The organism is uncultured Sphingomonas sp. (assembly GCF_937859915.1).
Taxonomy (GTDB): Bacteria; Pseudomonadota; Alphaproteobacteria; order Sphingomonadales; family Sphingomonadaceae; genus Solisphingomonas.
The window spans coordinates 60,190-82,966 of record NZ_CALMAW010000122.1; the positions used below are offsets into that span (position 1 = coordinate 60,190).

19 protein-coding genes, 1 tRNA gene, 1 pseudogene and 1 riboswitch are annotated in these 22,777 nt (G+C 67.9%); of the genes and pseudogenes, 12 read left to right on the forward strand and 9 right to left on the reverse strand.

Features of this window, described 5'->3' with window-relative positions:
* Positions 1-42: 42 nt before the first annotated feature.
* On the forward strand, positions 43-798 hold the full coding sequence (locus tag Q0326_RS16525; RefSeq protein WP_298692575.1) for a hypothetical protein: 756 nt from the start codon (positions 43-45) through the stop codon (positions 796-798).
* A 30-nt stretch (positions 799-828) separates the two neighbouring features.
* Here the strand turns inward: Q0326_RS16525 and Q0326_RS16530 are convergent, their stop codons facing one another.
* The 6 genes and pseudogenes from Q0326_RS16530 to Q0326_RS16555 form a co-directional block, all read right to left on the reverse strand.
* Positions 829-2,217: a D-amino acid dehydrogenase gene (locus Q0326_RS16530; RefSeq protein ID WP_298692610.1), complete on the reverse strand. Its 1,389-nt coding sequence runs from the start codon at positions 2,215-2,217 to the stop codon at positions 829-831.
* A pseudogene (gene alr / locus Q0326_RS16535) lies at positions 2,169-3,242 on the reverse strand (alanine racemase); the annotation flags it as partial. The pseudogene alr and the gene Q0326_RS16530, both read right to left, overlap by 49 nt.
* Before the next feature lie 97 nt (positions 3,243-3,339).
* Positions 3,340-3,615: a DUF3325 family protein gene (locus tag Q0326_RS16540; protein ID WP_298692577.1), complete on the reverse strand. Its 276-nt coding sequence runs from the start codon at positions 3,613-3,615 to the stop codon at positions 3,340-3,342.
* The gene (locus Q0326_RS16545) at positions 3,612-5,102 is read right to left on the reverse strand and encodes a PepSY-associated TM helix domain-containing protein (RefSeq protein ID WP_298692579.1); all 1,491 of its coding nucleotides are present in this window, start codon (positions 5,100-5,102) and stop codon (positions 3,612-3,614) included. Before Q0326_RS16545 ends, Q0326_RS16540 begins: the two co-directional genes overlap by 4 nt.
* Complete coding sequence (locus Q0326_RS16550) at positions 5,099-5,392, reverse strand: DUF3649 domain-containing protein (RefSeq protein ID WP_298692581.1); 294 nt, start codon at positions 5,390-5,392, stop codon at positions 5,099-5,101. The genes Q0326_RS16545 and Q0326_RS16550 overlap by 4 nt, the downstream gene beginning before the upstream one ends.
* Entirely contained in the window at positions 5,392-7,569 is a 2,178-nt protein-coding gene (locus tag Q0326_RS16555) for a TonB-dependent siderophore receptor (protein ID WP_298692583.1), read from the reverse strand. The genes Q0326_RS16550 and Q0326_RS16555 overlap by 1 nt, the downstream gene beginning before the upstream one ends.
* 178 nt (positions 7,570-7,747) lie before the next feature.
* A riboswitch (cobalamin riboswitch) is annotated at positions 7,748-7,986 on the forward strand.
* A gap of 170 nt (positions 7,987-8,156) precedes the next feature.
* On the opposite strand from Q0326_RS16555, the gene Q0326_RS16560 reads away from it, so the two are divergent.
* Positions 8,157-10,316, forward strand: a complete 2,160-nt coding sequence (locus Q0326_RS16560; protein ID WP_298692585.1) for a TonB-dependent receptor — start codon at positions 8,157-8,159, stop codon at positions 10,314-10,316.
* Positions 10,317-10,537: 221 nt separating this feature from the next.
* On the opposite strand, the gene Q0326_RS16565 is transcribed toward Q0326_RS16560, so the two are convergent.
* Positions 10,538-12,907: an EAL domain-containing protein gene (locus Q0326_RS16565; RefSeq protein ID WP_298692587.1), complete on the reverse strand. Its 2,370-nt coding sequence runs from the start codon at positions 12,905-12,907 to the stop codon at positions 10,538-10,540.
* A gap of 198 nt (positions 12,908-13,105) precedes the next feature.
* On the opposite strand from Q0326_RS16565, the gene Q0326_RS16570 reads away from it, so the two are divergent.
* The 7 genes from Q0326_RS16570 (at position 13,106) to Q0326_RS16600 (ending at position 19,443) form a co-directional block, all read left to right on the forward strand.
* Positions 13,106-13,798 (forward strand): cell wall hydrolase, encoded by a 693-nt coding sequence (locus Q0326_RS16570; protein WP_363304291.1) that lies wholly within the window; start codon positions 13,106-13,108, stop codon positions 13,796-13,798.
* 57 nt (positions 13,799-13,855) lie between these two features.
* Positions 13,856-14,656, forward strand: coding sequence for a transglutaminase-like domain-containing protein (locus Q0326_RS16575; RefSeq protein WP_298692590.1), 801 nt, complete (start codon positions 13,856-13,858; stop codon positions 14,654-14,656).
* A 304-nt stretch (positions 14,657-14,960) separates the two neighbouring features.
* Positions 14,961-15,467, forward strand: coding sequence for a spore coat U domain-containing protein (locus Q0326_RS16580; protein WP_298692592.1), 507 nt, complete (start codon positions 14,961-14,963; stop codon positions 15,465-15,467).
* A gap of 7 nt (positions 15,468-15,474) precedes the next feature.
* On the forward strand, positions 15,475-15,837 hold the full coding sequence (locus Q0326_RS16585; protein ID WP_298692594.1) for a hypothetical protein: 363 nt from the start codon (positions 15,475-15,477) through the stop codon (positions 15,835-15,837).
* Between the two features lie 25 nt (positions 15,838-15,862).
* Positions 15,863-16,582 (forward strand): fimbria/pilus periplasmic chaperone, encoded by a 720-nt coding sequence (locus tag Q0326_RS16590; RefSeq protein ID WP_298692612.1) that lies wholly within the window; start codon positions 15,863-15,865, stop codon positions 16,580-16,582.
* A 96-nt stretch (positions 16,583-16,678) separates the two neighbouring features.
* Positions 16,679-18,970 carry a fimbria/pilus outer membrane usher protein gene (locus Q0326_RS16595; RefSeq protein ID WP_298692596.1) on the forward strand — a complete coding sequence of 764 codons (2,292 nt, stop codon included), beginning with the start codon at positions 16,679-16,681 and terminating at the stop codon, positions 18,968-18,970.
* Positions 18,971-19,011: 41 nt separating this feature from the next.
* A complete protein-coding gene (locus Q0326_RS16600; RefSeq protein WP_298692614.1) occupies positions 19,012-19,443 on the forward strand; it encodes a spore coat U domain-containing protein in 432 nt (143 codons plus the stop codon).
* A gap of 131 nt (positions 19,444-19,574) precedes the next feature.
* Here the strand turns inward: Q0326_RS16600 and Q0326_RS16605 are convergent.
* Positions 19,575-19,660 (reverse strand) — tRNA-Tyr (locus Q0326_RS16605).
* Between the two features lie 122 nt (positions 19,661-19,782).
* Here Q0326_RS16605 and Q0326_RS16610 point away from each other — a divergent pair.
* Positions 19,783-20,544 (forward strand): RNA methyltransferase, encoded by a 762-nt coding sequence (locus tag Q0326_RS16610; RefSeq protein ID WP_298692598.1) that lies wholly within the window; start codon positions 19,783-19,785, stop codon positions 20,542-20,544.
* Positions 20,545-20,686: 142 nt separating this feature from the next.
* On the opposite strand, the gene Q0326_RS16615 is transcribed toward Q0326_RS16610, so the two are convergent.
* Positions 20,687-21,004: a 2Fe-2S iron-sulfur cluster-binding protein gene (locus Q0326_RS16615; RefSeq protein WP_298692600.1), complete on the reverse strand. Its 318-nt coding sequence runs from the start codon at positions 21,002-21,004 to the stop codon at positions 20,687-20,689.
* 81 nt (positions 21,005-21,085) lie between these two features.
* Here Q0326_RS16615 and Q0326_RS16620 point away from each other — a divergent pair, with 81 nt between their 5' ends.
* Together Q0326_RS16620 and Q0326_RS16625 are read left to right on the forward strand one after the other, a co-directional pair.
* Complete coding sequence (locus Q0326_RS16620; protein ID WP_298692602.1) at positions 21,086-21,724, forward strand: DNA-3-methyladenine glycosylase 2 family protein; 639 nt, start codon at positions 21,086-21,088, stop codon at positions 21,722-21,724.
* A 50-nt stretch (positions 21,725-21,774) separates the two neighbouring features.
* A partial coding sequence (locus Q0326_RS16625; RefSeq protein ID WP_298692604.1) for an aminotransferase class I/II-fold pyridoxal phosphate-dependent enzyme occupies positions 21,775-22,777 on the forward strand: 1,003 nt, incomplete at its 3' end.

Sequence of the window (22,777 nt, forward strand, 5' to 3'; positions counted from 1 at the left end):
ACGGTGCCGGATATGCTGGTGACGCGTCCACGGAGCGATTCGGTGAAGACTGTCGCGATCCTGCTGGCCCTGCTCACGGCGGCGTCCGCCGCTGCGGCCCCGCCGCGCCAGCCGACGTCGCCCGACGACGCGCTGTGCCGGATCCAATTCAAAAGCGCCGTCGCAGGGCGGCCGGCCGCCGATATCGCCGCGCCGTGCTGGCGCATCGGGCCGATCGCGCTCGGCATGCGCGAGGCGGCGGTCGAGCAGCGGATCGGCCGTCCCGTCGCCACCACCGACCGATCGACCACCATGCCCGGGCCTCATCGCGTCTTCCATGCGACGCTGCACGCCTTTTCGGCGATGCCCGACGCGCCGGTGCAAAATGGCCGCGCGCGGCTCCGTCTGACCAAATTGCTCTATGACGACGGCACGCTCGTCGCGATCGACACGGCGCCCGGTGCGCGCATCGACGGGTTCGCCTGCCCGGTGGGCGCCACATCCTCCGCCACTGCCAACAACGTCGAGATCGACGCGCGCACCGGGCCGCTCCTGCGCTTCGCGACCGTCGAGGCGGGCGATCCGCTGGCCTCACTCGGCCGTGTGTTCGGCAAACCCCCTTTAGGTAATCGGTCGCGCGACTGGTTCACCTATCTGCCGGTGCCGATCGGTGTCGCGGTCGATCCCGATCGCGCCGCGATCCTGGGCTTCACCATCGCCACCGACGACCAGGCGCTGACCAGCGCGGCGCTTCCCATAGTGCATCTGCAGCGTGACGCCGCCTGCTCGCTGATCGCGATCCAGTTCGCGCTGCGCTGATACGACCCCGAAGAGGAAGGGGACGACGTCCTAGCGGTACCGTTCCAGCGACAGATCATGGAACGCGATCTCCGGCGGCTTGCCGCTCATCAGGTCCGCAAGCAGCCGCCCCGATCCGCAGGCCATCGTCCAGCCGAGCGTGCCGTGGCCGGTGTTGAGGAACAGATTGGCGAGCCCGGTCGCGCCGACGATCGGCGGGCCGTCGGGGGTCATCGGGCGCAGGCCGCTCCACAAGGGTACGTCGCGATGATCGCCGGCGCCGGGAAAGAAATCCTCGAGCGCGTGGATCAGCGTCGCGCGGCGCACGTCGGGGCGATCGGTGGTGTAGCCCGAGATCTCGGCCATGCCGCCGACGCGGATGCGGTCGCCCAGCCGGGTAATCGCGATCTTGTAGGTCTCGTGCATCAGCGTCGAGATCGGCGCGCGGCTCTCCTCGACGATCGGCACGGTGATCGAATAGCCCTTCACCGGATAGACCGGCAGGCGAAGCCCGAGCGGCGCCACCAGCGCGCGTGAAAAACTGCCGAGCGCGACGACATAGCGGTCCGCCTCGATCGGCCCCTTGTCGGTCCGCACCGCGCTGACCTGTCCGCCCTCGGTCTCGATCGCACTGATCGTCGTGTCGAGGCGGAAGGCGACGCCCATGTCCTGGCAGATCGCCGCCAGCGCGCTGGTGAACAGGAAACAGTCGCCGGTCTCGTCATTGGGCAGCCGCAACCCGCCGACGATCTTGTCCAGCGCGCCGGCGAGACCGGGTTCGGCGGCAACGCAGCCGGCGGGGTCGAGCACCTCGTAGGGCACCCCGCCCTTGGCCAGCACGTCGACATCCTTGGCGACCCCGTCGAGCTGCTTGGACTTGGTGAACACCTGCAGCGTGCCGAGCGCGCGGCCGTCATAGTCGATGGCCTCAGTGCCGCGCAGCGCGATCAGCGCGTCGCGGCTATATTCGGCCAAGCGGACCATGCGGTCCTTGTTGATCGCATAGCGCGCCGCGGTGCAGTTGCGCAGCATCGCAACCAGCCAGCCGACCATCGTCGCATCGGGGCGCAGCCGCAGGATCAGCGGGGCATGCTGCGCAAGCAGCCAGCCGATCGCCTTTGCGGGGACGCCCGGCGCCGCCCAGGGCGAGGCATAGCCGGGCGAGATCTCGCCGGCATTGGCGAAGCTCGTCTCCAGCGCGACGCTGGGCTGACGCTCGATGACGGTGACCTGATGGCCTTCGCGCGCCAGATAATAGGCCGTGGTGACGCCGATCACGCCGCCGCCGAGCACCGCGATCTTCATGCCGAGACGCCGTCGGCGCCGGTCGCGACGACCTGATAGCGCCGGCCGAGCGAGGTCAGCAGTTCGTAGGAGATCGTGTCCGCCTCTTGTGCCACCATTTCGATCGGCCGGTGGGGGCCGATCAGCTCGACCCAGTCGCCTTCGCCGAGCGCCCCGTCGGCAAGATCTGTGATATCTATCGTCATACTGTCCATCGAAACGCGCCCGGCGATCGCTAGGGTCCGCCCGCCGAACCACGCCGCCCCGATTCCGCCCAGCCGGCGCGGCCAGCCATCGGCGTAGCCGACTCCGAGCGTCGCCAGCCGACTCGGCCGCGCTGCGACGAAGGTCAGTCCGTAGCCGACGCCCGCGCCCACGGGCACGTCGCGGATCTGCAGCACGCGCGCCTCGAGCGTGACCACGGGGGACACGGCATCGCGATGATCGACGTCGGCGGGCTGCGCGCCATAGAGGGCGATGCCGGGCCGCACGAGATCGAAGCGGAAGCGCTCGTCGAGAAATATGCCTGCCGAATTGGCGAGCGAGCGCGGAACGCCGGGAAAGCGAGCGGCGGTCGCGGCGAAACGCGCATATTGGTCGGCATTGGCGCTGTCGGCCGAGGCGTCGGCGCTGGCGAGATGGCTAATGATCAGCCGCAGCGGAACGGCGGCGCGAAACGCGGGGTCCTCGGCCAGTGTCTCCGCCTCGTCGCACGCGACGCCCAGCCGCGACATGCCGCTGTCGAGCTGGAGCGCCGCGGGCAGCGGCCGACCCGCATCCTGCGCGAATGCCTGCCACCGCCGCGCCTCGCGGAGCGTGTTGAGCACCGGGATCACGCCGTGCGCGGCGAGCATCGCCTCCGCCCCCGCAGGAACGCCGTTGAGGACATAGAGAATGTCGTCACCGCCGAGCAGACCGGCAAGCGCCAGCGCTTCGTCGACGGTTGCGACGAAAAAGCTGCGGCATCCCGCGGCGCGCAGCACCGGGACGACGCGGGCGATGCCAAGGCCATAGGCATCCGCCTTGACCACCGCGGCACATTCGGCCGGTGCCGCGCGGGCGGCGAGCCGCGCGTAATTGGCACGCAGCGCGGCAAGATCAATCGTCAGCCGCCCGCCGGCTGCCGTCATCGCGTCAGGGAGACCCGCGGCAGTGGGGTCGATGGCAAAGCTGTCGGTCATTTCACTTCCACAGACGCGCGACGCGCCCTTATCGTTCACTCGCAGGCGAGACCAGAGCCGATCGCGAGCCTTCTCAGCCAGCTAGCCGGATCCGCGATCAATGCTTCGCGCGATTGGCCCGCAGTGTCAGTATGAGCGCGACCGCCAGCGACTCGACGCCGAGCGTCCCGATCCACGCAATCCCATGCCGGGCGCGGTCGTCGTCGATCAGCGCGATGCCGAACGACCCCGCGAGCAAGACGACGCCTGTCAGTCTCAGCGCGCGCCGGCGACTGCGGTCGAGACGACCGCCGAACAGCTCCGCCGCCTGCCGCGGCGTGCCGCCCGCGATCAGCATGATCGCGAGCATCGCGACGACCGACGCCATGATCATGCCATGACCCGCCTGCGCATGGCGCGGATGGGCGCTTGCTGCCGACCAACGATCACTGCCGCAGCGGCGAACAGCATTGCCAGCACGATCGCCACGGCATCGACCGCCCATGTCGCCGAGAGCGCGATGCCGGCCGCGATGTCGGCTACCGCTATCGCCGCGCACATCACGGCCGCGAGCGTCAAAAGCTCTCTCCAGCACCGCCGCGGCGCGCGAAGCGCCGCGAACACCAATATCGCGCCCCAGGTCCAGAACATGGCGCGCACTTCCCAGTCGGATCGGTGCGCAAGCGTGGTCGGCAGCAGGCGGTTGGCAAGGAAGAAGGCGGCGAACGCGATCGGGGTGCCGGCGACGAAGCCGAGATTGAGCCGCTCGACGAACCTGATTCCCACATCGTCGCGATGGCGACGGCGCTTGGCGGTCCACAGCAGCAACCCGGCGCCGATCATCGCGGTAAGCGCCAGTCCCGAGACGAAATACAGCCAGCGGATCGCCACGCCGGCAAAGCGCGCGGTGTGCAACCCATAGAGAACATCATAGGTCGCGATCGCCGGGCGATGCTCGTCATGCGCCGCGATCAGCCGGCCGCTCGGCCCGTCGAAGCTCAGCGTCTCGGCCTGGACGCCGATGCGCGCGTCCTCGGCGCGCACCACCGTCACCACCGCGGCGGCGTCACCCGGATGCGCGACGCTGAACTGGAGCAGGCCGCCGCCGAAGCGCCGCTCGGCCTCGGCGAGGATCGGACCGATCGGCGCCAGCGGCGCGGCGCGACCGGCGGCCGGACGGTCGAGCGTCGCGGGGTAGAGGTCGCGGCTGAGCGCGGCCTGGTCGCCGCGATAGGCCGATTGCAGCCCCCAGGGCATGATCAGTTGGGCGAGCGTCAACGCGCCGGTGAAGGCGATCATCAGATGGAAGGGCAGCGCGGTCACCGCGAGCAGATTATGCGCGTCGAGCCAGCTGCGCTGCCCCTTGCGCGGTCGGAAGGTGAAGAAGTCGACGAAGATGCGCCGGTGCGCGACGATCCCGGTCAGCAACGCCAGCAGCATCGCCAGCGCCGCGGACGCCGACAGGATGCGCCCCCACGGATAGGGAAGTTCAAGTTCGAAGTGGAGCCGGTAAAAGAAGTCGCCGCCGAGCGTGTCGCGGATCCGTTCGGGGCTGCCGCTGCGCGCATCCAGCCATTTCTGGACATAGCCCGCCCTCGGGTCCGACCAGACCGCATAGCTCGTCGTCGATCGCGCGTCGGCCGGCTGGACATACCAGGTCGGCGACGTGGCGGCGTTCACGGAGAGCCACCGCACAGCCGCGGTTCCCGCCGCCACGCTGTCGGTGACGCAGCAGCTGGCTTCCGGGCGCGCCCAGTCGCCAATCTCCTCGCGGAACACGCTGAGCGTGCCGGCGAGCGCGATCGCGAAGAGCAACCAGCCGATGACCAGCCCCGACCAGTCGTGCAGCCATGTCATCGACGGGCGGAAACCCGGCTTCACGGTCGCCAGCCGCCCGCGACCGCGATCCCGCCGAACAACGCGGCGAAGACCAAAATGCCCGCCCAGGCGCGCGTCGCGCTCCGTGCCCAGAAACAGCCCATCGCCGCCATCGGCAGCGCCAGCATCGCCGCGATCAGACCCGCCGTCGCCGCATCGATACGGCGCATCGGCAACGCCCAGGCGCCCGCGATCGCGACCAGCGCCGCCACGCCATAGCCCCCCGCCAGTGCCGCGACGAGCCGCGACGCGACGGCGAGACGGTAGCGCGGCGTGACGGTGCGGGCTGCCACTACCAGCTGAAGCCGATCGTGCCCTGCACCGTGCGGCGCTGGCCGTACCAGCACCAGCTATATTGGGCGAGGCAGCTGGTCAGATACTTCTTGTCGAACAGGTTGGTGCTGTTGATCCCGACCGTCAGCCCCTTGAGGCGCGGGTTCGCCGCACCGAGATCGAAGCGGAGCAGCGCGTCGAACAAGGTCGCCGCCGGGGTGCGGACCGGGTTGCTCGCGAGCGTCACCGGATCGGTGTAGAAGTCCGCATAGACGCTGTCGACATGACGGACGTCGCCGCCGACGGTGAGGCCTTCCAGCCGGCCCGACTTGGGCGACCAGTCGAGATAGGCGGTGACGCCGCCGCGGCCGACCGAATCGAGGCCATGGCCGACCGCCGCCGGCTGGGCGACGTCCTCGAGCACCTTCACGGCCTGGCGACTGAACGCGATCTTGGTGCTGAAGCCATAAGGCAGCGGCGCGGTCGCCTCGATCTCGACGCCGCGCGAGCGCACCTTGCCGGCCTGGAAGGCGAGGAAGGTGATGGGATTGCTCGACAGCACATTGGTCTGATCGATGTGGAACCACGCGCCGGTGAGCAGGATCGGCGTACCCGGGACCTGATATTTGAGACCGGCCTCGAACTGCTTGCCGAGCGAGGGATCGGCAAGGCCGCCGCTCGCCAATTGCTGCGCCTGCGGCTCGAACGAGGTCGAGTAGCTGACATAGGGCGAAAGACCGATCGGCGTGACGTAGAGCGCGCCGACCCGGTAGGTGAATTTCTGGTTGTGCTGGATTTCGGTAGCCAGCGTCTGCCGTGCCCAATCCTGCCGACCGCTGAGCAACAGGCGAAGCCCACCGAGCGAGATCTGGTCCTGCGCATAGATGCCCTGCTGGCGGGTATGCGTCTCCACGAAGGCCGGCACGGCGGGAAATCCCGGATAGTCGGGTACTGAAGCCGGATTCGCGGGTGTCGGCATCGTACCATAGACCGGATCGAACACGTCGATGTTGGTCGCCGGGCCGAATTTATACAGTTCGGCCGAGTGCGCGACCTGGCGGTCGACACCCAGCAAGACAGTGTGGTGCAGCGGTCCGGTGTCGAACTGGCCGGTCAACTGGTTGTCGAACGTCCAGTCGTTGAGCTGCTCGCGCGTCGCATAGGAGGCGCGGCTGTAGACGGTCGGTGCGGCGATGGCCTCCGCCGGGCCGCCGCTGGTGTAGACGATGCCCAGATCGCTATGGACATATTGGTAGCGGCCCGACGAGCGGAACGCCCAGCCGCTGCCGAAATCATGCTTGAAGATATAGGTGAGGCTGGCCTGCGAGCGGCTGAAGAAATCGCCGGGCTCGCCGCCGTAGAAATGCGTCGAGATCGTGCCGGCCGGGTTGGCGATCAGCGTGCCGAGCGCGGGATCGACGCCATAGTCGCCGTTGCGCGGATCGTGCGAATAATTGCCGAGGATCGTGAAACTGGTCGGCGTGCCGGTACCCAGCGTGACCGCACCGGAGACGGTCTGCCGCGCGCGCGTACCATAGGTCTGCTGCGTATCGGCGCCATTGGCGCTGCCATAGACGCGCCACAGGATGTTCTGCCCGGCGCGGCCGCCGACGTCGCCGTCGACCCGATAGAGATTGTAATTGCCGTAGGTCCCAGAGACCGCGCCGTAGAAGCTGCGATCGAGGGGCAGCTTGCTCTGCTCGTTGACCAGCCCCCCCGGCCCCGACTGCCCGTAGAGCGCCCCTGATGGCCCCTTCAGGATCTCGATCCGGTCAAGCCGGGAGACGTCGACCTGTTGCTGAGCATAGCCGGTCGCGCTGGTAAATTCCTTGAGACCGTCAAGAAAGACCGGGGCCGCGAAGCCGCGCAGCGTGAACTGGTCATAGACCTCGGCGTCGGCGCCGCGCGTCTCGGGGGTCACGCCGGCGACGTAACGCAGCGCCTGGTTGAGGTTCTGCAGACCGAGCTTTGCGACCTCGGAAGCGTCGATCACGCTGATCGACTGCGGTGTCTCGGCAATCGGAACGTTGGTCTTGGTGGCGGACAATGCGACGGTGACCGGCTTGTCGCCCGTGACCACGATCTCGTCGCCATTGGACGCAGCAGCGGCATCGGCGGCCTGCGCGGCAGCGAACGGCGTCAGCATCGCGAGGGCTACGCCGCTCAGGAGGCTGGCGCGCGCAAAAGATCGAAGCATCTACGGTGTCCCTTGGTTCTGGTCTTGGCGCGCCTCCTAGGTTTGATGCGAGGGACTCGCAATAGCAAATCGGTTCCATCGCCATAATTCGCCTGCCAGATATCGGATACGCCATCCGCGCGCGATTGTGGGCAGCGCGATTATCGCTTACGCTCCGGCAGTCGGATCGGCTCGCGCCGGCCCGGCAGATCGCGCTGGTGCCCCGCGAGGGGCTTAATAGGGAACGCGGTGAGGGCTTTGCGCCCGATGCCGGGGCTGTCCCTGCAACTGTAAGCGGCGAGCGCGCTGCATATCGCTCCCTTCAGCCGAGAGGGGGCAGCCACTGGGCCGGACGCTAAGTCATGCGGGGCCTGGGAAGGCCATGCATCGTGCGACGACCCGCAAGCCAGGAGACCTGCCAGCGTCTGGTCGCTCATGCCTGGTCCAGGGGATGGCCGAGGCACGGACTTGTCCGGTCGAGCGACGTCACGAGCGGCGGGGGCCGCTCGGCGTCAGGGATCGGGTGCAGGCGCCCGCCGGGTCCCGCGCGCCACCGCACCGCGGCAGGCCCCGGCCCGACGTTGCCCCGGCGCCGGATGGGTCTTTTCATGTGTCATCACAATGCGCCGCGCTCGGCTTTCCAGGTCCGCTGGCTCTCCGTGCTTCTCGCCACCCTGCCCCTCGTCCCCGCCTTGGCGGAGGATGCACCGCCGCCCGACGCTGCCGCCATCGTCGTCACCGCCTCGCGCGTCGATCTGCTCGGCAAGGCGTCGACCGCCAGCCAGGGCGCGATCACGCAGAAGGAGATCGCGCTGCGGCCGATCTACCGCCCCGGTCAGCTGTTCGAGAGCATCCCGGGGCTCGTCGTCACCGTCCATTCGGGCGAGGGCAAGGCCAACCAATATCTGATCCGCGGCTATAATCTCGACCATGGCACCGACTTCGCCAATTTCGTCGACGACATGCCGGTCAACCGCCCGACCAACACGCATGGCCAGGGCTATTCGGACCTGTCCTTCCTGATCCCGCAGATCGTCGGCGGGATCGACTATACCAAGGGTCCCTATTATGCCGAGATCGGCGATTTCGGCTCGGTCGCCTCGTCCCACACCCGGCTCGCCGACGCGATCCCGACCGAGATGATGGCGACCGTCGGCACCGAGGGCTTTCAGTCGCTGTTCGGCGGCGGCACTGCGCATCTTGCCGGCGACCGGCGCCTGCTCGGCGCGATCGAGCTCGGCCATTATGACGGACCGTGGAAGCCGGGGCAGGATTTCCGGAAGGTCAACGCCGCGCTCCGCTACAGCGAGGGCACGAGCAGCGACGGCGCGAGCCTGACGGGTCTGTTCTACAAGAGCGCGGGCCTGCTCATCACCGACCAGCCGCAGCGCGCGATCGACGCCGGGCTGATCGGCCGCTTCGGCACGCTCGACCCGACCGATGCCAGCCGCTCGCAGCGCTACAGCCTGTCCGCGCATGTCGACAAGCCGGTCGGGCCGGGTCAGCTTGCGGTCAGCCTCTACGGCATCCGCTCGACGATGACGCTGTGGAACGACTTCACCCATTATCTCGACGATCCGGTCAACGGCGACCAGGAGCAGCAGGACGAGACGCGCACGACGCTGGGCGGGACCGCGCACTATTCGCTCCACCACGCCTTCGGCGCGATCGAGAGCGACACGGTGGTAGGCATCCAGGGTCGCTACGACAGTGTCTTCGTCGATCGCCGCCACACGCGCGATCGCACCACCGTCCTGACCTATTGCGAGCTCGAGCAGGCGGACGGGCCGGCGCTGCCCTATCCAGCGGTCGGCGGCTATTGCACTGCGGACCGGGTGCATCTGCTCGACATCGCACCCTATGTGCAGACCACGCTGCGCTGGACCCCGTGGCTGCGCACCGTGGCCGGACTGCGCGAAGATTATTATCACGCCACCGACGCCAGCCCCACCGCCGACGGCGGCGGGCGTGGCCATCAATGGCTGTTCCAGCCCAAGGGCAGCCTGATCCTCGGCCCGTGGGCGAGGACCGAGCTTTATGTCAGCTACGGCCGCGGCTTCCATTCGGACGACGTCCGCGGCGTGTTCGGCACGGTGCCCGGCGAAGGCATTCCGCTCGCCGGCGGCCCCACCCCGCTGCTGGCCCGGACCAAGGGCGAGGAGATCGGGCTGCGCACCGACATCATCCCCAAGGTCATGCTCCAGCTCGCGCTCTTCCAGCAGGATTTCGGCTCCGAGCTGGTCTACAATCCCGACATCGGGCAGGACGAGGCGGGCGCGCCCAGCCGCCGCAAGGGCGTCGAGGTCTCGGCGCAATATCACCCGTTCCGCTGGCTCGAGCTCAACACCGATCTCGCCTTCTCGCGGCCGCGCTACCGCACCGGCGACCTCGCCGCCTTCGGCCTCGCCGGGTCCTATATCGCCGACGCGCCCGACTTCATCTATTCGGCCGGCATCCTTGTCGACGGGCTCGGGACCTGGTCGGGAAGCCTGCAATGGCGGCGGCTCGGCACGCATCGGCTGAGCGACGGCGACAAATATCCGACCGATCCCGGCTACAGCGAGGTCAACCTCGATGTCGGCTACGCCTTTCCGCGCGGCTGGGCGCTGCGGGTCGGGATCTTCAACCTGTTCGACCGCACGGACGATGCCGCCGACTTTTATTACACCAGCCGCCTGCCCGGCGAACCCGCGCAGGGCGTCACCGGCTTCCAGGTCCATCCGCTCGAACCGCGGTCGGCGCGCTTCACGCTGATCAAGACATGGTAGGCGACGGCGGTCGATCGCCTCGGGGCCGATCGCACCGATTCCAGCCGTCGTCCCGGCGCAAGCCGGGATCCATTGACACGGCCTGTTCGCTGGCCGGGCCCTGCATTCGCGGGCTGGCACCGCCGCCCGTTGCTGACGGCACGCTCGGACAAAGATGTGTCGCCGTCCATGGGTCCCGGTTTTCGCCGGGACGACGAAGACCTCTGGATGCCGATCGGCGCTTACGCCGCGACCGCCCCGAAATCATCGTCGCGCGCGAGCATCGCGCGGACGTCGGGCGCGGCGATCGGGCGGCTGAACAGATAGCCCTGCACCGAAGAACAGCCATGCAGCCGCAGCGCGGCGAGCTGGCCATGGTCCTCGACGCCCTCGGCGGTCGTCTCCATGCCGAGCGCCGCGGCGAGATCGGTGATCGCCTTGACGATCGCCCCCGCCCCCTGGCGCGTCAGCAGCCCGATGATGAACGAGCGATCGATCTTGATCTTGTCGAACGGGAAGCTCTGGAGGTAGCTCAGGCTCGAATAGCCCGTCCCGAAGTCATCGAGCGCGACGCGGACGCCGAGGCCGCGGAGCGCGTGCAGCAGCGTCAGCGTCGTGTCGGTGCTGTCGAGGAAGATCGATTCGGTGATCTCGACTTCGAGACGGCCGGGCCGGATCCCGCTCGACTGCAACGCCTCCATCACCGTCTCGGCGAGTCCGGGGCGACGAAACTGCACCGAAGAGACATTGACCGCCACCTTGATATCGTCGGGCCAGGTGATCGCCTGCCGACAGGCTTCCCGCATCACCCAGGCGCCGATCGGCACGATCAGCCCGGTTTCTTCAGCGATCGGAATGAAGTCGAGCGGCATCACCAGCCCGCGTGTCGGATGCTCCCAGCGGATCAACGCCTCGAACGCATTGATGCGATCGCTGGCGAGATCAAACAGCGGCTGGAAATATAGCCGGAACTCGCTCCGATCGATCGCGCCGCGTAGGTCGATCTCGATCGCGCGACGCGCCTGCGCGCGTGCGTTGAGCGAGGGCTCGTAGAAGCAATAGCCCGCTCGTCCGGCCTCCTTCGCCCGATACAGCGCGAGATCGGCATTGCGCAGCAGCGTCTCGGCCGCCGCGCCATCCGTCGACGACAGCGCGATGCCGATGCTGGCGCTCGTTGCGATGTCGTGCCCGGCGATCCGACAGGGCGCGGCGAGCACGTCGAGCAGCCGGCGGCTCAGCGCCTCGATCTGCTCGATCCCCGCCGCGCCCTCGTCGAGCCACAGCACGACGACGAACTCGTCGCCGCCGAGCCGCGCGACGAAGGCGTCGTCGACCGTTTCGACGAGACGCTGCGCGACCAGCTTGAGCAATTCGTCGCCGATCGGATGACCGAGCGTGTCGTTGATCGCCTTGAAGTGATCGAGATCGAGGCACAACAGCGCGATCGCACCCTGGCGGCGTTCGGCGAGCCGCAGCTGATGGTCGAGATGCTCGTGGAACAGCGCGCGGTTGGACAGGCCGGTGAGCACGTCGTTGAAGGCGAGATGGGTGATCCGCCGCTCGCGCTCGGCGATCTCGCCGACCATGCGGTTGAACGTCGTCGCCAGCCGCGCAATCTCGTCGCGGCCGCTGACGGTCACGGTCGTCGTCTCGCCATTGGCGAGGCGGCGCGCGGCCTTGTCGAGCAGCGCAATCGGCTGCGTGATCGAGCGCGCGATGCGCAAGGTCGCGAACAGGACGAGCCCGAAGGTGAGCAACTGGAACAGCGCGATCGCCAGCTGCAACGGTCGGTAGGCGGCGAGCGCCTGCGCGATCGGATATTGCAGCAACAATACGGCCTGCGGCGCGCCCGGTATCGTCGGCAGGATCTTGGCAAGCGCGATCGACTTGCCCGTCGGCCCATCAAAGGCGGCGGGCAATCCGCGGGCTAGCCGGCGATCGATAAAGCGCCCGGCGATGCGGTCGCGGACGCCGTCTCCGGCGTCGGCGGCATGCCACCGGCCGTCGCCACCGCGCTGATAGACCGCGGCCGACAGCGGAATCGCCGAAAGCTTCTCGAGGCCGCGCATTTCCGCCCGGCCGAGATCACCCGAGAATACCACCCATCCGCTAAGCGCGGGCGTCAGAATCGGCGCGGCGACGATATGACGCGGCTGGCCGCCCAGCGTCACCACGCCCGCGGTGACATTGTCGTCGAGTTCGCCAGCCAATGTCGCGGCCTGGCGCGCAAGGCCCGCGTCATCGATGCCGGTCACCGTGCCGTCGACATTGACGATGAACGCCATGCGCAGCCCGAGCCGTGCCTTGAGATTGGCGAGCGCCGAATCGATCGTCTCCGCATCGTGCGTCGCCACCGCCGCGCGGAACCCGAAATCGCGCGCAAGCAGCCCGGCACTGTCGCGCAGCTGCGCGGTCTGCTGCTCCCAGAGTCGATCGAAGACGATGCCGCTCGCACTCAGCTCGCGGCGAACCTGCGCTTCGGCATAATGCTGGACCACAAGCGCCAGCGCGCCCGAAATCGTGAGCATCGCGACCGCGAACAGTCCGACATAGAAAACCGACAGCCGCGAGCGCAGGCGACGAAACGCAAAGGCAGGCCGAATCGCGATCATTCCCGCGATCCGGCCGTCGCGTACGGAATCCGACGCCCGAAGGAATCGCGACATGCGCTCGGCGGAAGGGGGCGACACAAGGTCATCGCGCCGCCTTAGGCGGCATTGCGTAAACGAAAGGTTCTCGATCGCTGCAAGTCGATCGCACGCTTCATCTTGTCGCTTGAACGCCGGCTCCGCCGCGCTAGGGCGACGGCCATGGCGAAGCGGCCCGCATCCTCTCCTCCCCGTCGTCGCCGCCGTCGGACCCGATGCCGCGGGGCCGCCACCCCCAGGCTGCTGCTCGCTCTGCTCGCGATCCTCGCCGGTCTGTTGCTGATCGTCGCCATCGAACGCCTGTCCCGCGATCGCCAGACGCACCACCGGCCTCGATTGTCGATGGCGGAGGCGCGCGCCGCGAACGCCGCGATCCCCTTCGTTGCCGGGCCGGTCAGACCCGCCGCGCGCTTCATCTTTCACGGCACGCCGGCGGCGCGCGAGCAGGCGATCGACTGCCTCGCCACCGCCGCGCTCTACGAGACCGGCGACGACGTCGGTGGCCAGCGGGCGGTCATGCAGGTCGTGCTCAACCGCGTGCGCCGCCCGGGCTATCCGAAGACCGTCTGCGGCGTCGTCTACCAAGGCGCGGTGCCTGGCGGCGTCTGCCAATTCTCCTTCGCCTGCGATGGTTCGCTCAAGCGGCGGCCCGAGACCGCCGGCTGGCCCGACGCGCGCGCCAGGGCGCGTCACGCTTTGTCCGGCGCGGTGTTCGCAACCGTCGGTACCGCCACCCACTATCATACCGACTGGGTCGTGCCGTGGTGGAGCGACTCGCTGGATAAGATCGCCAAGGTCAGCACGCATATCTTCTACCGGCCCAAATCCGTCGCGGCGGCCCCGCCCAAGCGATGATCGCCTCGTCACCGCGCGGACCGTTGCGCGCTCCGGACGAATGCCCATCTTAGGCGCATGAACGATCAGATCACCGAGCTCGGCCTCATCGACGACGAAGAGCTGATGCTCGACGACGCCGCGCTGGCGCTCGCCGGCATCGACCATCCCGGCACCGACCTTGCGCCTTACCAGGCGATGATCGACGACATCGTCACGCGGTTGGCCGAAACCGGGATCGATGCCGAGAGCCCCCAGACGCGCGCCGCGCTGCTGGCGCAGGTGCTCGGCGACGAGTTCGGCTTCGTCGGCGATCGCGACACCTATGACGATCCCGACAATGCCGACCTCATCCGCGTCATCGATCGCCGTCGCGGGCTGCCCGTCAGCCTGTCGATCCTCTACGTCGCGGTTGCTCGGCGGCTCGGCTGGGTCGCCGATGCGCTCGACGTGCCGGGTCATGTCCTCGTCCTGATCGGCGGCGATGCGGCCCCGGTCGTAGTCGACCCGTTCCGCGCCGGCGTCGTCGTCGATCCGGAGAGCCTGGCCGCGCTGGTCGCCGCGATGAGCGAGGATGCCGCGCCCGCGGTGCGCCACGTCGCAACGATGCCCAACCGCGCGATCCTGTCCCGGTTGCTGCTCAACCAGGCGACGCGAGCCGAAGCGACCGGCAAGGGGCGCCGTGCGCTCACTTTGTACGAGCGCATCACCACCTTCGCGCCCGACGACGGCCACGCCTGGTGGCATCGCGCCCGGCTGGAACTGATGGACGAGGATATTCCAGCCGGTCGGCGCAGCCTGACCGCCATGCTCGAGGTCACCCGCGACCCGGCGACGCGGCAAAGGGTGATCGAGACGTTGACCGCGCTGACGGCGTAGCAGTCGCACGCGCGGCTGGCATCGACAGCAAGCGTAAGCGCGTGTGCCAAGGCCGGCGTATCCGCGCCGCCCGCGCGTTCGACGCCGGCCTATGCTTGTTCGTCGGACAATGGCGGCGGATCGTCGCCCCGTAAGCGGGCGAGGAAGCGCCTATCGGTCGACCGAGCCTTAGACCTTGGTAGTGTCCGATAGACTGGGCGCGGCGCATTTAGATTTGATTATAGTTTGGCGGTCTTTCGTACCCTCATCAGAAGCCAGTTCGTCGAGAATAGCGACGTCCGGCTTACTTACGAGGGACAAGTCGATGCGTCATTTTGTAAAGGCAACTGCCGTTGGTCTGGTCGCTTTGGCGCTCGCAGCCGGCGGAATGGCGACCAGCGCCGACGCTGCCACGGCCACGGCAACCATCGCAGTGAGCGCCAACGTCCTTGCCAACTGCGGCGTTTCCGCATCGCCGCTGGCCTTCGGCACCTATTCGCCGGCCGCCTCGTCGGCGACCAATGCGACGACGACGCTGGCCGTCACATGTACCAACGGCACGACATACACGGTAAGCCTGAGCGCCGGCGGTGGCACCGGCGCAACGATCGCCACGCGCAAGCTGACATCGGGCTCGAACACCCTCAACTATTCGCTCTACAGCAATGCCGCGGCCACCACCGTTTGGGGTGATACGGTCGGTACGAACACCGTGGCTGGCACGGGCAGCGGCGCGGCGCAGAACCTCACCGTATACGGCTCGATCCCCGCGTCTCAGAATGCTTTCGCCGGCTCGTATACGGACACCGTGAACGTTACCCTGACGTATTGACACGGTCGTGACCCGGCGAACGATGTGGACGTCGGTCCGGCGAAAGCTTGGCGATCGGGGGTTGGGTCGCGGCGCGCCCCGGCCTCTCGCCGTCCTCCTGTTCGGCACCGGCCTCATCGCCGCGACGATGCCCGCGAACACGTCGGTGCGGGACCATATGGCAATGCAGATCGGCGTCCAGGTGATCGACGATTGTACGGTCGGCACTTTGACGACGTCGCAATGGGCGGCGGCCAATTGCGCGAGCGATCCGCTGGTCAGCGCGCCGCGTGGGAACGGCGACGCCGTGCTGGCCGGAAAAGCCCGGAAGAGTCCGATCGCGAGCTTTGGGGAACAGATGGATGACGGCTACACAACCTTTGTCTTCTAGGCGCCTCCACCGCCTGTCGTTGACCATGTTTGCCGCGACGGCGCTGTCCGGCGCGGTCGGACAGGCACAGGCGGGCCAGCTTCAGATCATGCCGACCCGGCTGGGGCTGACGACGGCCATGCCGTCGACGGTGTTGTACGCGACCAATCCCGACGCCAGCGACACGACATATCAGCTGTCCGTATTTCGCTGGAGCCAGAATCCCGATGGCACCGACCGGCTCGATCCCACGCGCGACGTGCTGGCCAATCCGGCGATCTTCACCGTCAAGCATGCCGACCAGCAGATCATCCGCTTCGGCCTTCGCACCGCGTCGCTTCCCATCGAGGGCAGCTACCGCGTCATTCTTCAGGAGCTCCCGCGGTCCGCGCCCGAGGTCAACGGCATCAAGACCCTCTTGCGGATCAGCATTCCATTGTTCGTACCGGCCGCCCAGCCGACGACGACGATGCGATGGGCGCTCCGTCCGACCGCGGCGGGGGCCACGCTGATCGCCCGCAATGGCGGCAGCGTCCATGTCCAGATCACGGCCGTCCAGATTGCCGCGGACAGCATGTCCAAGCCGCCGATCGCGACCGCGAAGGGCAATTTCTATGCCCTGCCCGGCATCACGCGCGAAATCGATGTCCACGCGGCGAGTCCGTTTGTTGCCGGCACCACCTATCATGTCCGCATCGACACGGACCAGGGCCCGATGACGGCCGATCTCCGCGCCGATCCGGGCGCCGCACCGCCCGCCAGCTGACGGTTACAATCCGCGATGCGTTCCTTTCCCGCCCTCGTTGTTGCGACGGCGATGGCTTGGGCTGCGCCTGCCATCGCGGCCGCCGACGCAGCAGGGGTGCCGTCGCTTGGCATGGGCGAGGACGCCAGCGCGGTGCCCCGCGACGCCTTGCGATCGCTCGGCATCACCCAGGGCGGGATTGCGATCGTCGGAGTCGAGCTGAACGGTCGCGACCAATTGGACACGACCGAGCTGACGCTGTCGAGCGGCCAGCTGATGATCCGCGCGGACGATGTGCGGCGCTACCGCCTGCGTACGCCGGTCGTGCCCCTCCAGACGATCGCAGGGGAGACCTTCCTTCCCCTGTCGGCCGTACCCGGCCTCCGCTTCTCGATCGATGCCGCCCGGCAGGTCCTTCGCCTCAGCGCGCCAGTGGACAGTTTCGAGGACACGGCGCTCTCGGGACGGCCGCAGGAACGGCACACGACCAGCCCCGTCGTCCCATCGGCCTTCCTGAGCTACAATCTCACCGTGCAGCAAGGCACCAGCGGCGACAGCACGCGCGCGGTGTTTCTCGACATGGGCGGCACCAACGACCGCGGCACCATCGAGAACACGATGATCGTCGGCAATACGATTTACGGCAAGGGGGCCGTGCGCCTCGATACGAGCTTCACGCATGACGATCCGGGCACCATGCGCCGACTGTCGATCGGCGACGGCATCACCCGTGGCAGCGCCTGGGCGCCGCAGGTGCGCTTCGGGGGCATCCGCTACGGCACCGAGTTCAGCCTGCAACCCAGCTATCTGACCTTCCCGACGCCGAGCTTCGCCGGCCGCGCCGCTTTGCCCTCGAACGTCGAACTCTATGTCAACGATGTGCTGGGCTATCAGGGTGCCGTCGGCGAGGGTCCCTTCTCGCTCAACCAGGTCCCCGTGGTGGGCGGCACGGGCCATGTCTCGCTGGTGGTCCAGGATCCGCTCGGCGTCGAGCAGCGGATCGTCTCGAGCTTCTACGTCAGCACGCAGATGCTCCGCGCCGGCCTCTCCGACTTTTCGATCGAAGGCGGCGCCGAGCGGCTGAACTACGCCACCGCGTCGTTCGACTATCAGAAGCCTTTCGTCTCGGGCACCTATCGCCGCGGCCTGACCCCCAATCTGACCGTTGAAACGCACGGAGAGGCATCGACCAGGTCGCAATCGCTGGGCGGCGGACTTTCCACCACGCTCGCCAATCTCGGCGAGATGGGCGGCTCGGTGGCGGTCTCCGATGCGCCCAAAGTCGGCGTCGGCACGCTCTATCGTGCCTATCTGTCGCGCAACGACAGCCATTGGTTGCTCAGCGCCGTCTATCAGGGCGCTACCGCAAAATATCGCCAGATCGGTGACAACCAGCCCTCTGATAGACTGCGACAGGTTATACAGTTGAACGTCGGCCTGACCATCAAGCGCTGGGGCAGCGTCAATGCCGCGCTCGCGCAGATCAAGCGTGGCGACGACACGACCAGCCGGGTGATCTCGTTCAACTACAGCCACGAGCTCCCGCGCATCGGCTTTCTTTCGGCGTTCGTGATCAACAGCCGCGCCACGTCGAGCCGGTCGCAGACCAGCGTCGGGCTGAACTTCACGGCGAATCTCGGTTCGCGGACCTCGGTGTCGGTGACCGCCGACCAGCATAATCAACGGGTCGACCTGCAGCATCTGCCGCCGAACGACAGCGGATGGGGCTATCGGCTGAGCGCCGGTCGCGGTGATGTCGACCAGCAGGAAGCCGATCTGACCTACCGCAACACCGCGGTCGAGGCGACCGCCGAAGTCAGCCATTACCAAGGGCAGACGACGGGACGGCTGCTGGCCAGCGGCAGCTTCGTGGTGGCCGACGGCTCCGTCTTCGCCGCGCGGCAGTTGATGGGCGGCTATGCGCTCGTCGACGTCGACGGCCAGCCGGGGGTAGACATCTATCAGGACAATCGCCCGATCGGCACGACCGACAGCAAGGGCCGTGCGATCATATCGCAGCTTCGGCCCTATGAGGAGAATCGGATTTCGATCGAACCGGACGACCTCAAGATCGATGCGACGATGGTGAGCGAGACGGAGGTCGTGACCCCGATGGCGCATTCGGCGGTCCGCGCCCACTTCCGGATCAAGGCAGGCCATGCGGGATCGCTGATCGTGCATCATGCCGACGGAACAGCGATCGCGCCGGGGACCGCGGTTGCTTTTTCGGCGGACAACGACCCCAGCGTCGTCGGATTCGATGGTGAAATCTTCGTACCCGCCCTATCGTCGGGGCTGACGGTTGTCGTGCACGAGCAGGCCGGGGATTGCGCCGTCAGCGTGCCCGCTCTGCCGAAGGATGATCTTCTGCCCACGGTCGGGCCGCTCGTCTGCAGACATAAGGATTAGCGCCGATGGGACGGGCCTATAATCGATGCGCATTGGCCGCCATGCTGATGGCGTTCGCGCCGACGATGGCGTCGGCTGCATCCTGCACGGCCGGTGCGTCCGGCGTCGCGTTCGGCCTCTACAACCCGCTGTCTTCGTCGGCGAACACGTCGACGGGGTCGGTGACGGTGACATGCGCAGGTATCGGCCTGCTCTATTCGTACACGATCACGCTGAGTGCGGGGGCTGGCAGCTACGCGCAGCGCAAGCTCACCGGCACCGCGACACCACTCAATTATAATCTCTACAGCAACGCCGGAATGACGTCGATCTGGGGCGATGGCACGGCAGGAACATCCACCGTCAGCGACTCATACACTCTGACGCTCGGCAGTGCCGCGAAGAGCTATCCGCTGTACGCCAACATGCCCGCGCTGCAGAATGTCGCGGCAGGCGCCTATTCCGACAGCATCATCGTGACGGTTGCCTACTGAAAGCAGCCCGCCTCCGCGATCGAGCTGCCGACGCAGACCATGCCTGGGTTGGTGTCCCAGACGCGAGATCGCGGAACTCCGACGAGACTGCGGACACCGATCATGCAGTGGTTACGCCCCGGCGGCCATGGTGGTGGAAGGGGCTGGATTCGAACCAGCGTACGCTTGCACGGGCAGATTTACAGTCTGCTGCCTTTAACCACTCGGCCACCCTTCCAGCCGCTGGCCGCCGGGGCGAGGCGGCTCCATGGCGAATGGGGCGAAGCCTGTCAACATGACGTGCGTCACGACGCAGCGGGGCTTGCCTCAGGCGCACCCGCGTGGAAGAGCGCGCAGATCATGCGCAAAGGTCATCGCCCCTCCGGCGCCCCCTCGGGGGGCCGCACCCGCCTGTGGGGACGCCACGCCGTCACCGCCGCCCTCGCCAACCCCGAGCGGACGCTCCGCAAACTGTGGGGCACGCACGAAGCGATCGCAGCCCTCGGTCTCGCGCCGTCGATCCTCGCTGTACAATATGCCGAGGCCGCAGATCTCGGCCGGATGGTGCCCAGCGACGCACCGCATCAGGGGCTCGTGCTCGAGACCGATCCGCTGCCCGACAAATGGCTCGACGAATTGTTCGAGCTCGCCACCGATCCCGATGACCGCCGCCCGATCATCGTGCTCGATCAGGTCACCGATCCGCATAATGTCGGCGCGGTGCTGCGCTCGGCGGTGGCGTTCGACGCGCTCGGCATCGTCACCCAGGATCGCCACTCGCCGCCCGAATCGGGAGCGCTGGCGCGCGCCGCCTCGGGCGCGCTCGAGACGCTGCCGTGGATCCGCGTCGTCAATCTTTCCCGCGCGCTCGACGAGATGGCGGACGCGGGATACTGGCGGGGCGGCCTGACCGGCCCTACCGACGTGCTGCTCCAGGACGCGAGGCAGCCGGGCAAGCTTGCGCTGGTGCTGGGCGCCGAGGGCGAAGGCATGCGGCAGAACACGCAGGCGCATTGTGACGTGCTCGCCAAGCTGCCGATCTCGCCCAAGATAGAGAGCCTTAACATCTCGAACGCCGCCGCGGTGGCGCTCTATGCGGCGGCGACGCGGACGGCGAGCTAGGCTCGACCCGGCCACGCCATGCGATCCGTGCCGATAAACCTATCGCCATACCGGACTTGATCCGGGATCCAGGGCTTCGCGCGCTGCTCTTGCGGCCCTGGATGCCGGATCGGGTCCGGCATGACGAGGAAAAGAGGCGCGCTCAATCGTCGGGGGCGAGCGTCACGCGAACGCCATCGAGCGCGTCGTTGAACGGGATCTGGCAGGACAGGCGCGATTGCGCGGTGCGCGAGTCCGAGCTGTCGAGCAGGTCATTCTCGTCCTCGCTCATCGCCGGCAGGCGATCGGTGAAGGCGTCGTCGACATAGACGTGGCAGGTGGCGCAGGAGCAACAGCCCCCGCACAGGGCGAGCAATTCGTCGAAGCCGTTGTCGCGGATGACCTCCATCACCGTGAGGCCGGTCTCGCCCTCGACCGTGGTCTCAGTTCCCTCGCGCGTGACGACGATCATCTTGGGCATCGAATATCTCTCCGGAACACCTGCGTTTCAGCTAAGGCCAAAGCCGATACGCCGAAGAAACGCAAGAGGATCGCCAGTCGCATGGGTCTGCCCGCCGACCAGTTGGATGCCGCCATCGCGGCGCTGTGCGCGATCGAGCCTGCGTTCGCGCGGGGTGTCGAGCGAGTCGGCCTGCCGCAACCGCGCATTTCGGCGCGCGGTTATGCGACGCTGTTGCGGACGATCCTTGGCCAGCAGGTCAGCGTCGCGTCGGCGGCCGCCGTCTACGGCCGACTCGCGGCGGCGATGACGGACATCCACGATCCGGTCCGGCTGTCCGCGGCTTCGGATGAGGCGCTGCGCGCGTGCGGGCTCTCGCGGCAGAAGAGCGGCTACGCCCGCAGCCTTGCGGGCCTTGTGGCGAGCGGCGAACTCGATCTTGCCAATCTGCCCGCGGACGACGAGGCGGCGATCGCCGAACTGGTCAGGATCAAGGGGATCGGGCGCTGGTCCGCCGAAATCTACCTGTTGTTCGCGGAGGGGCGGCCCGACATCTGGCCGGCGGGCGATCTTGCGGTGCAGATCGAGACCGGCCGCATTCTCGGCCTCGCCGAACGCCCGAGCGAAAAGCTGACGCGCGAACTCGCCGAACGCTGGCGGCCCTATCGCGGCGCCGCCGCGATCTTCGCCTGGCATCACTATCAGCATGCCAATGGCGGCAAGGCCGCGCTGCCGGTCTGATCGGCACGGGGTGACGGCGGGCGCCCGGCTGGTCTAGAGGCAGCCGCGCCATGGCCGCGCTCGACACCTTTCTCGCCGCCGCGCTCGAGCGGATCGATTCCCGCCACGAACGCCGCCGCCTGACCGCGACCGCGCTGCAGGCGGGCGGGCGGGTCCGACGCGGCGGAGCGACGCTGGTCGACTTTTCGAGCAACGACTATCTCGGGCTTGCGACGCATCCGCTGCTCGCCGAGCGCGCCGCCGATTGGGGCGCACGCTACGGAGCGGGCTCGGGCGCCTCGCGACTGGTGACCGGCACGCACGACGCCCATCTCGCGGTCGAGGCGAAGATCGCCGCGTTCAAGGGCACCGAGGCGGCACTGCTGTTTCCGTCGGGATGGCAGTGCAATGCGGCGGTGCTGGCGGCGCTGCTCAAGCCCGTCCCGGATGCGCTGCTGTTCACCGACCGGCTGATCCACGCCAGCCTGCACGCCGGCGCCGCCGGTCGTCGCCAGATCCGCTTCCGGCACAATGATCTCGCTCATCTCGCCAGCCTGCTCGACGAACAGCGGGACGCGCCGGGACCGCGGCTGATCGTCACCGAAAGCGTGTTCAGCATGGACGGCGACCGCGCCGACATCGCCGGCCTTGCAGCGCTCGCCCGCGCACACGACGCCTTCCTCTATGTCGACGAGGCGCATGCGACCGGCGTGCTCGGCCCGCAGGGACGCGGACTGTCCGCGGCGCATCCGGGTGCCGCGAACCTCGTGATGGGGACGTTCAGCAAGGCATTGGGCGGCTTCGGCGCCTATGTTGCGGGCAGCCGCGGGCTGATCGACTATCTCGTCAACGCCTGCGGCGGCTTCATCTTCTCGACCGCGCCGCCGCCGGCGATGCTCGGGGCGATCGACGCCGCGCTCGATCTCGTGCCGGGGCTCGACACCGCACGCGCGACGCTGGCAGCGCATGGCGACCATCTGCGCGCGCGTCTTGCCTTGGCAGGGATCGACACCGCGGACAGCAGCACGCAGATCATCCCCGCAATCGTCGGCGAGGCGGCGGACGCGCTGGCGC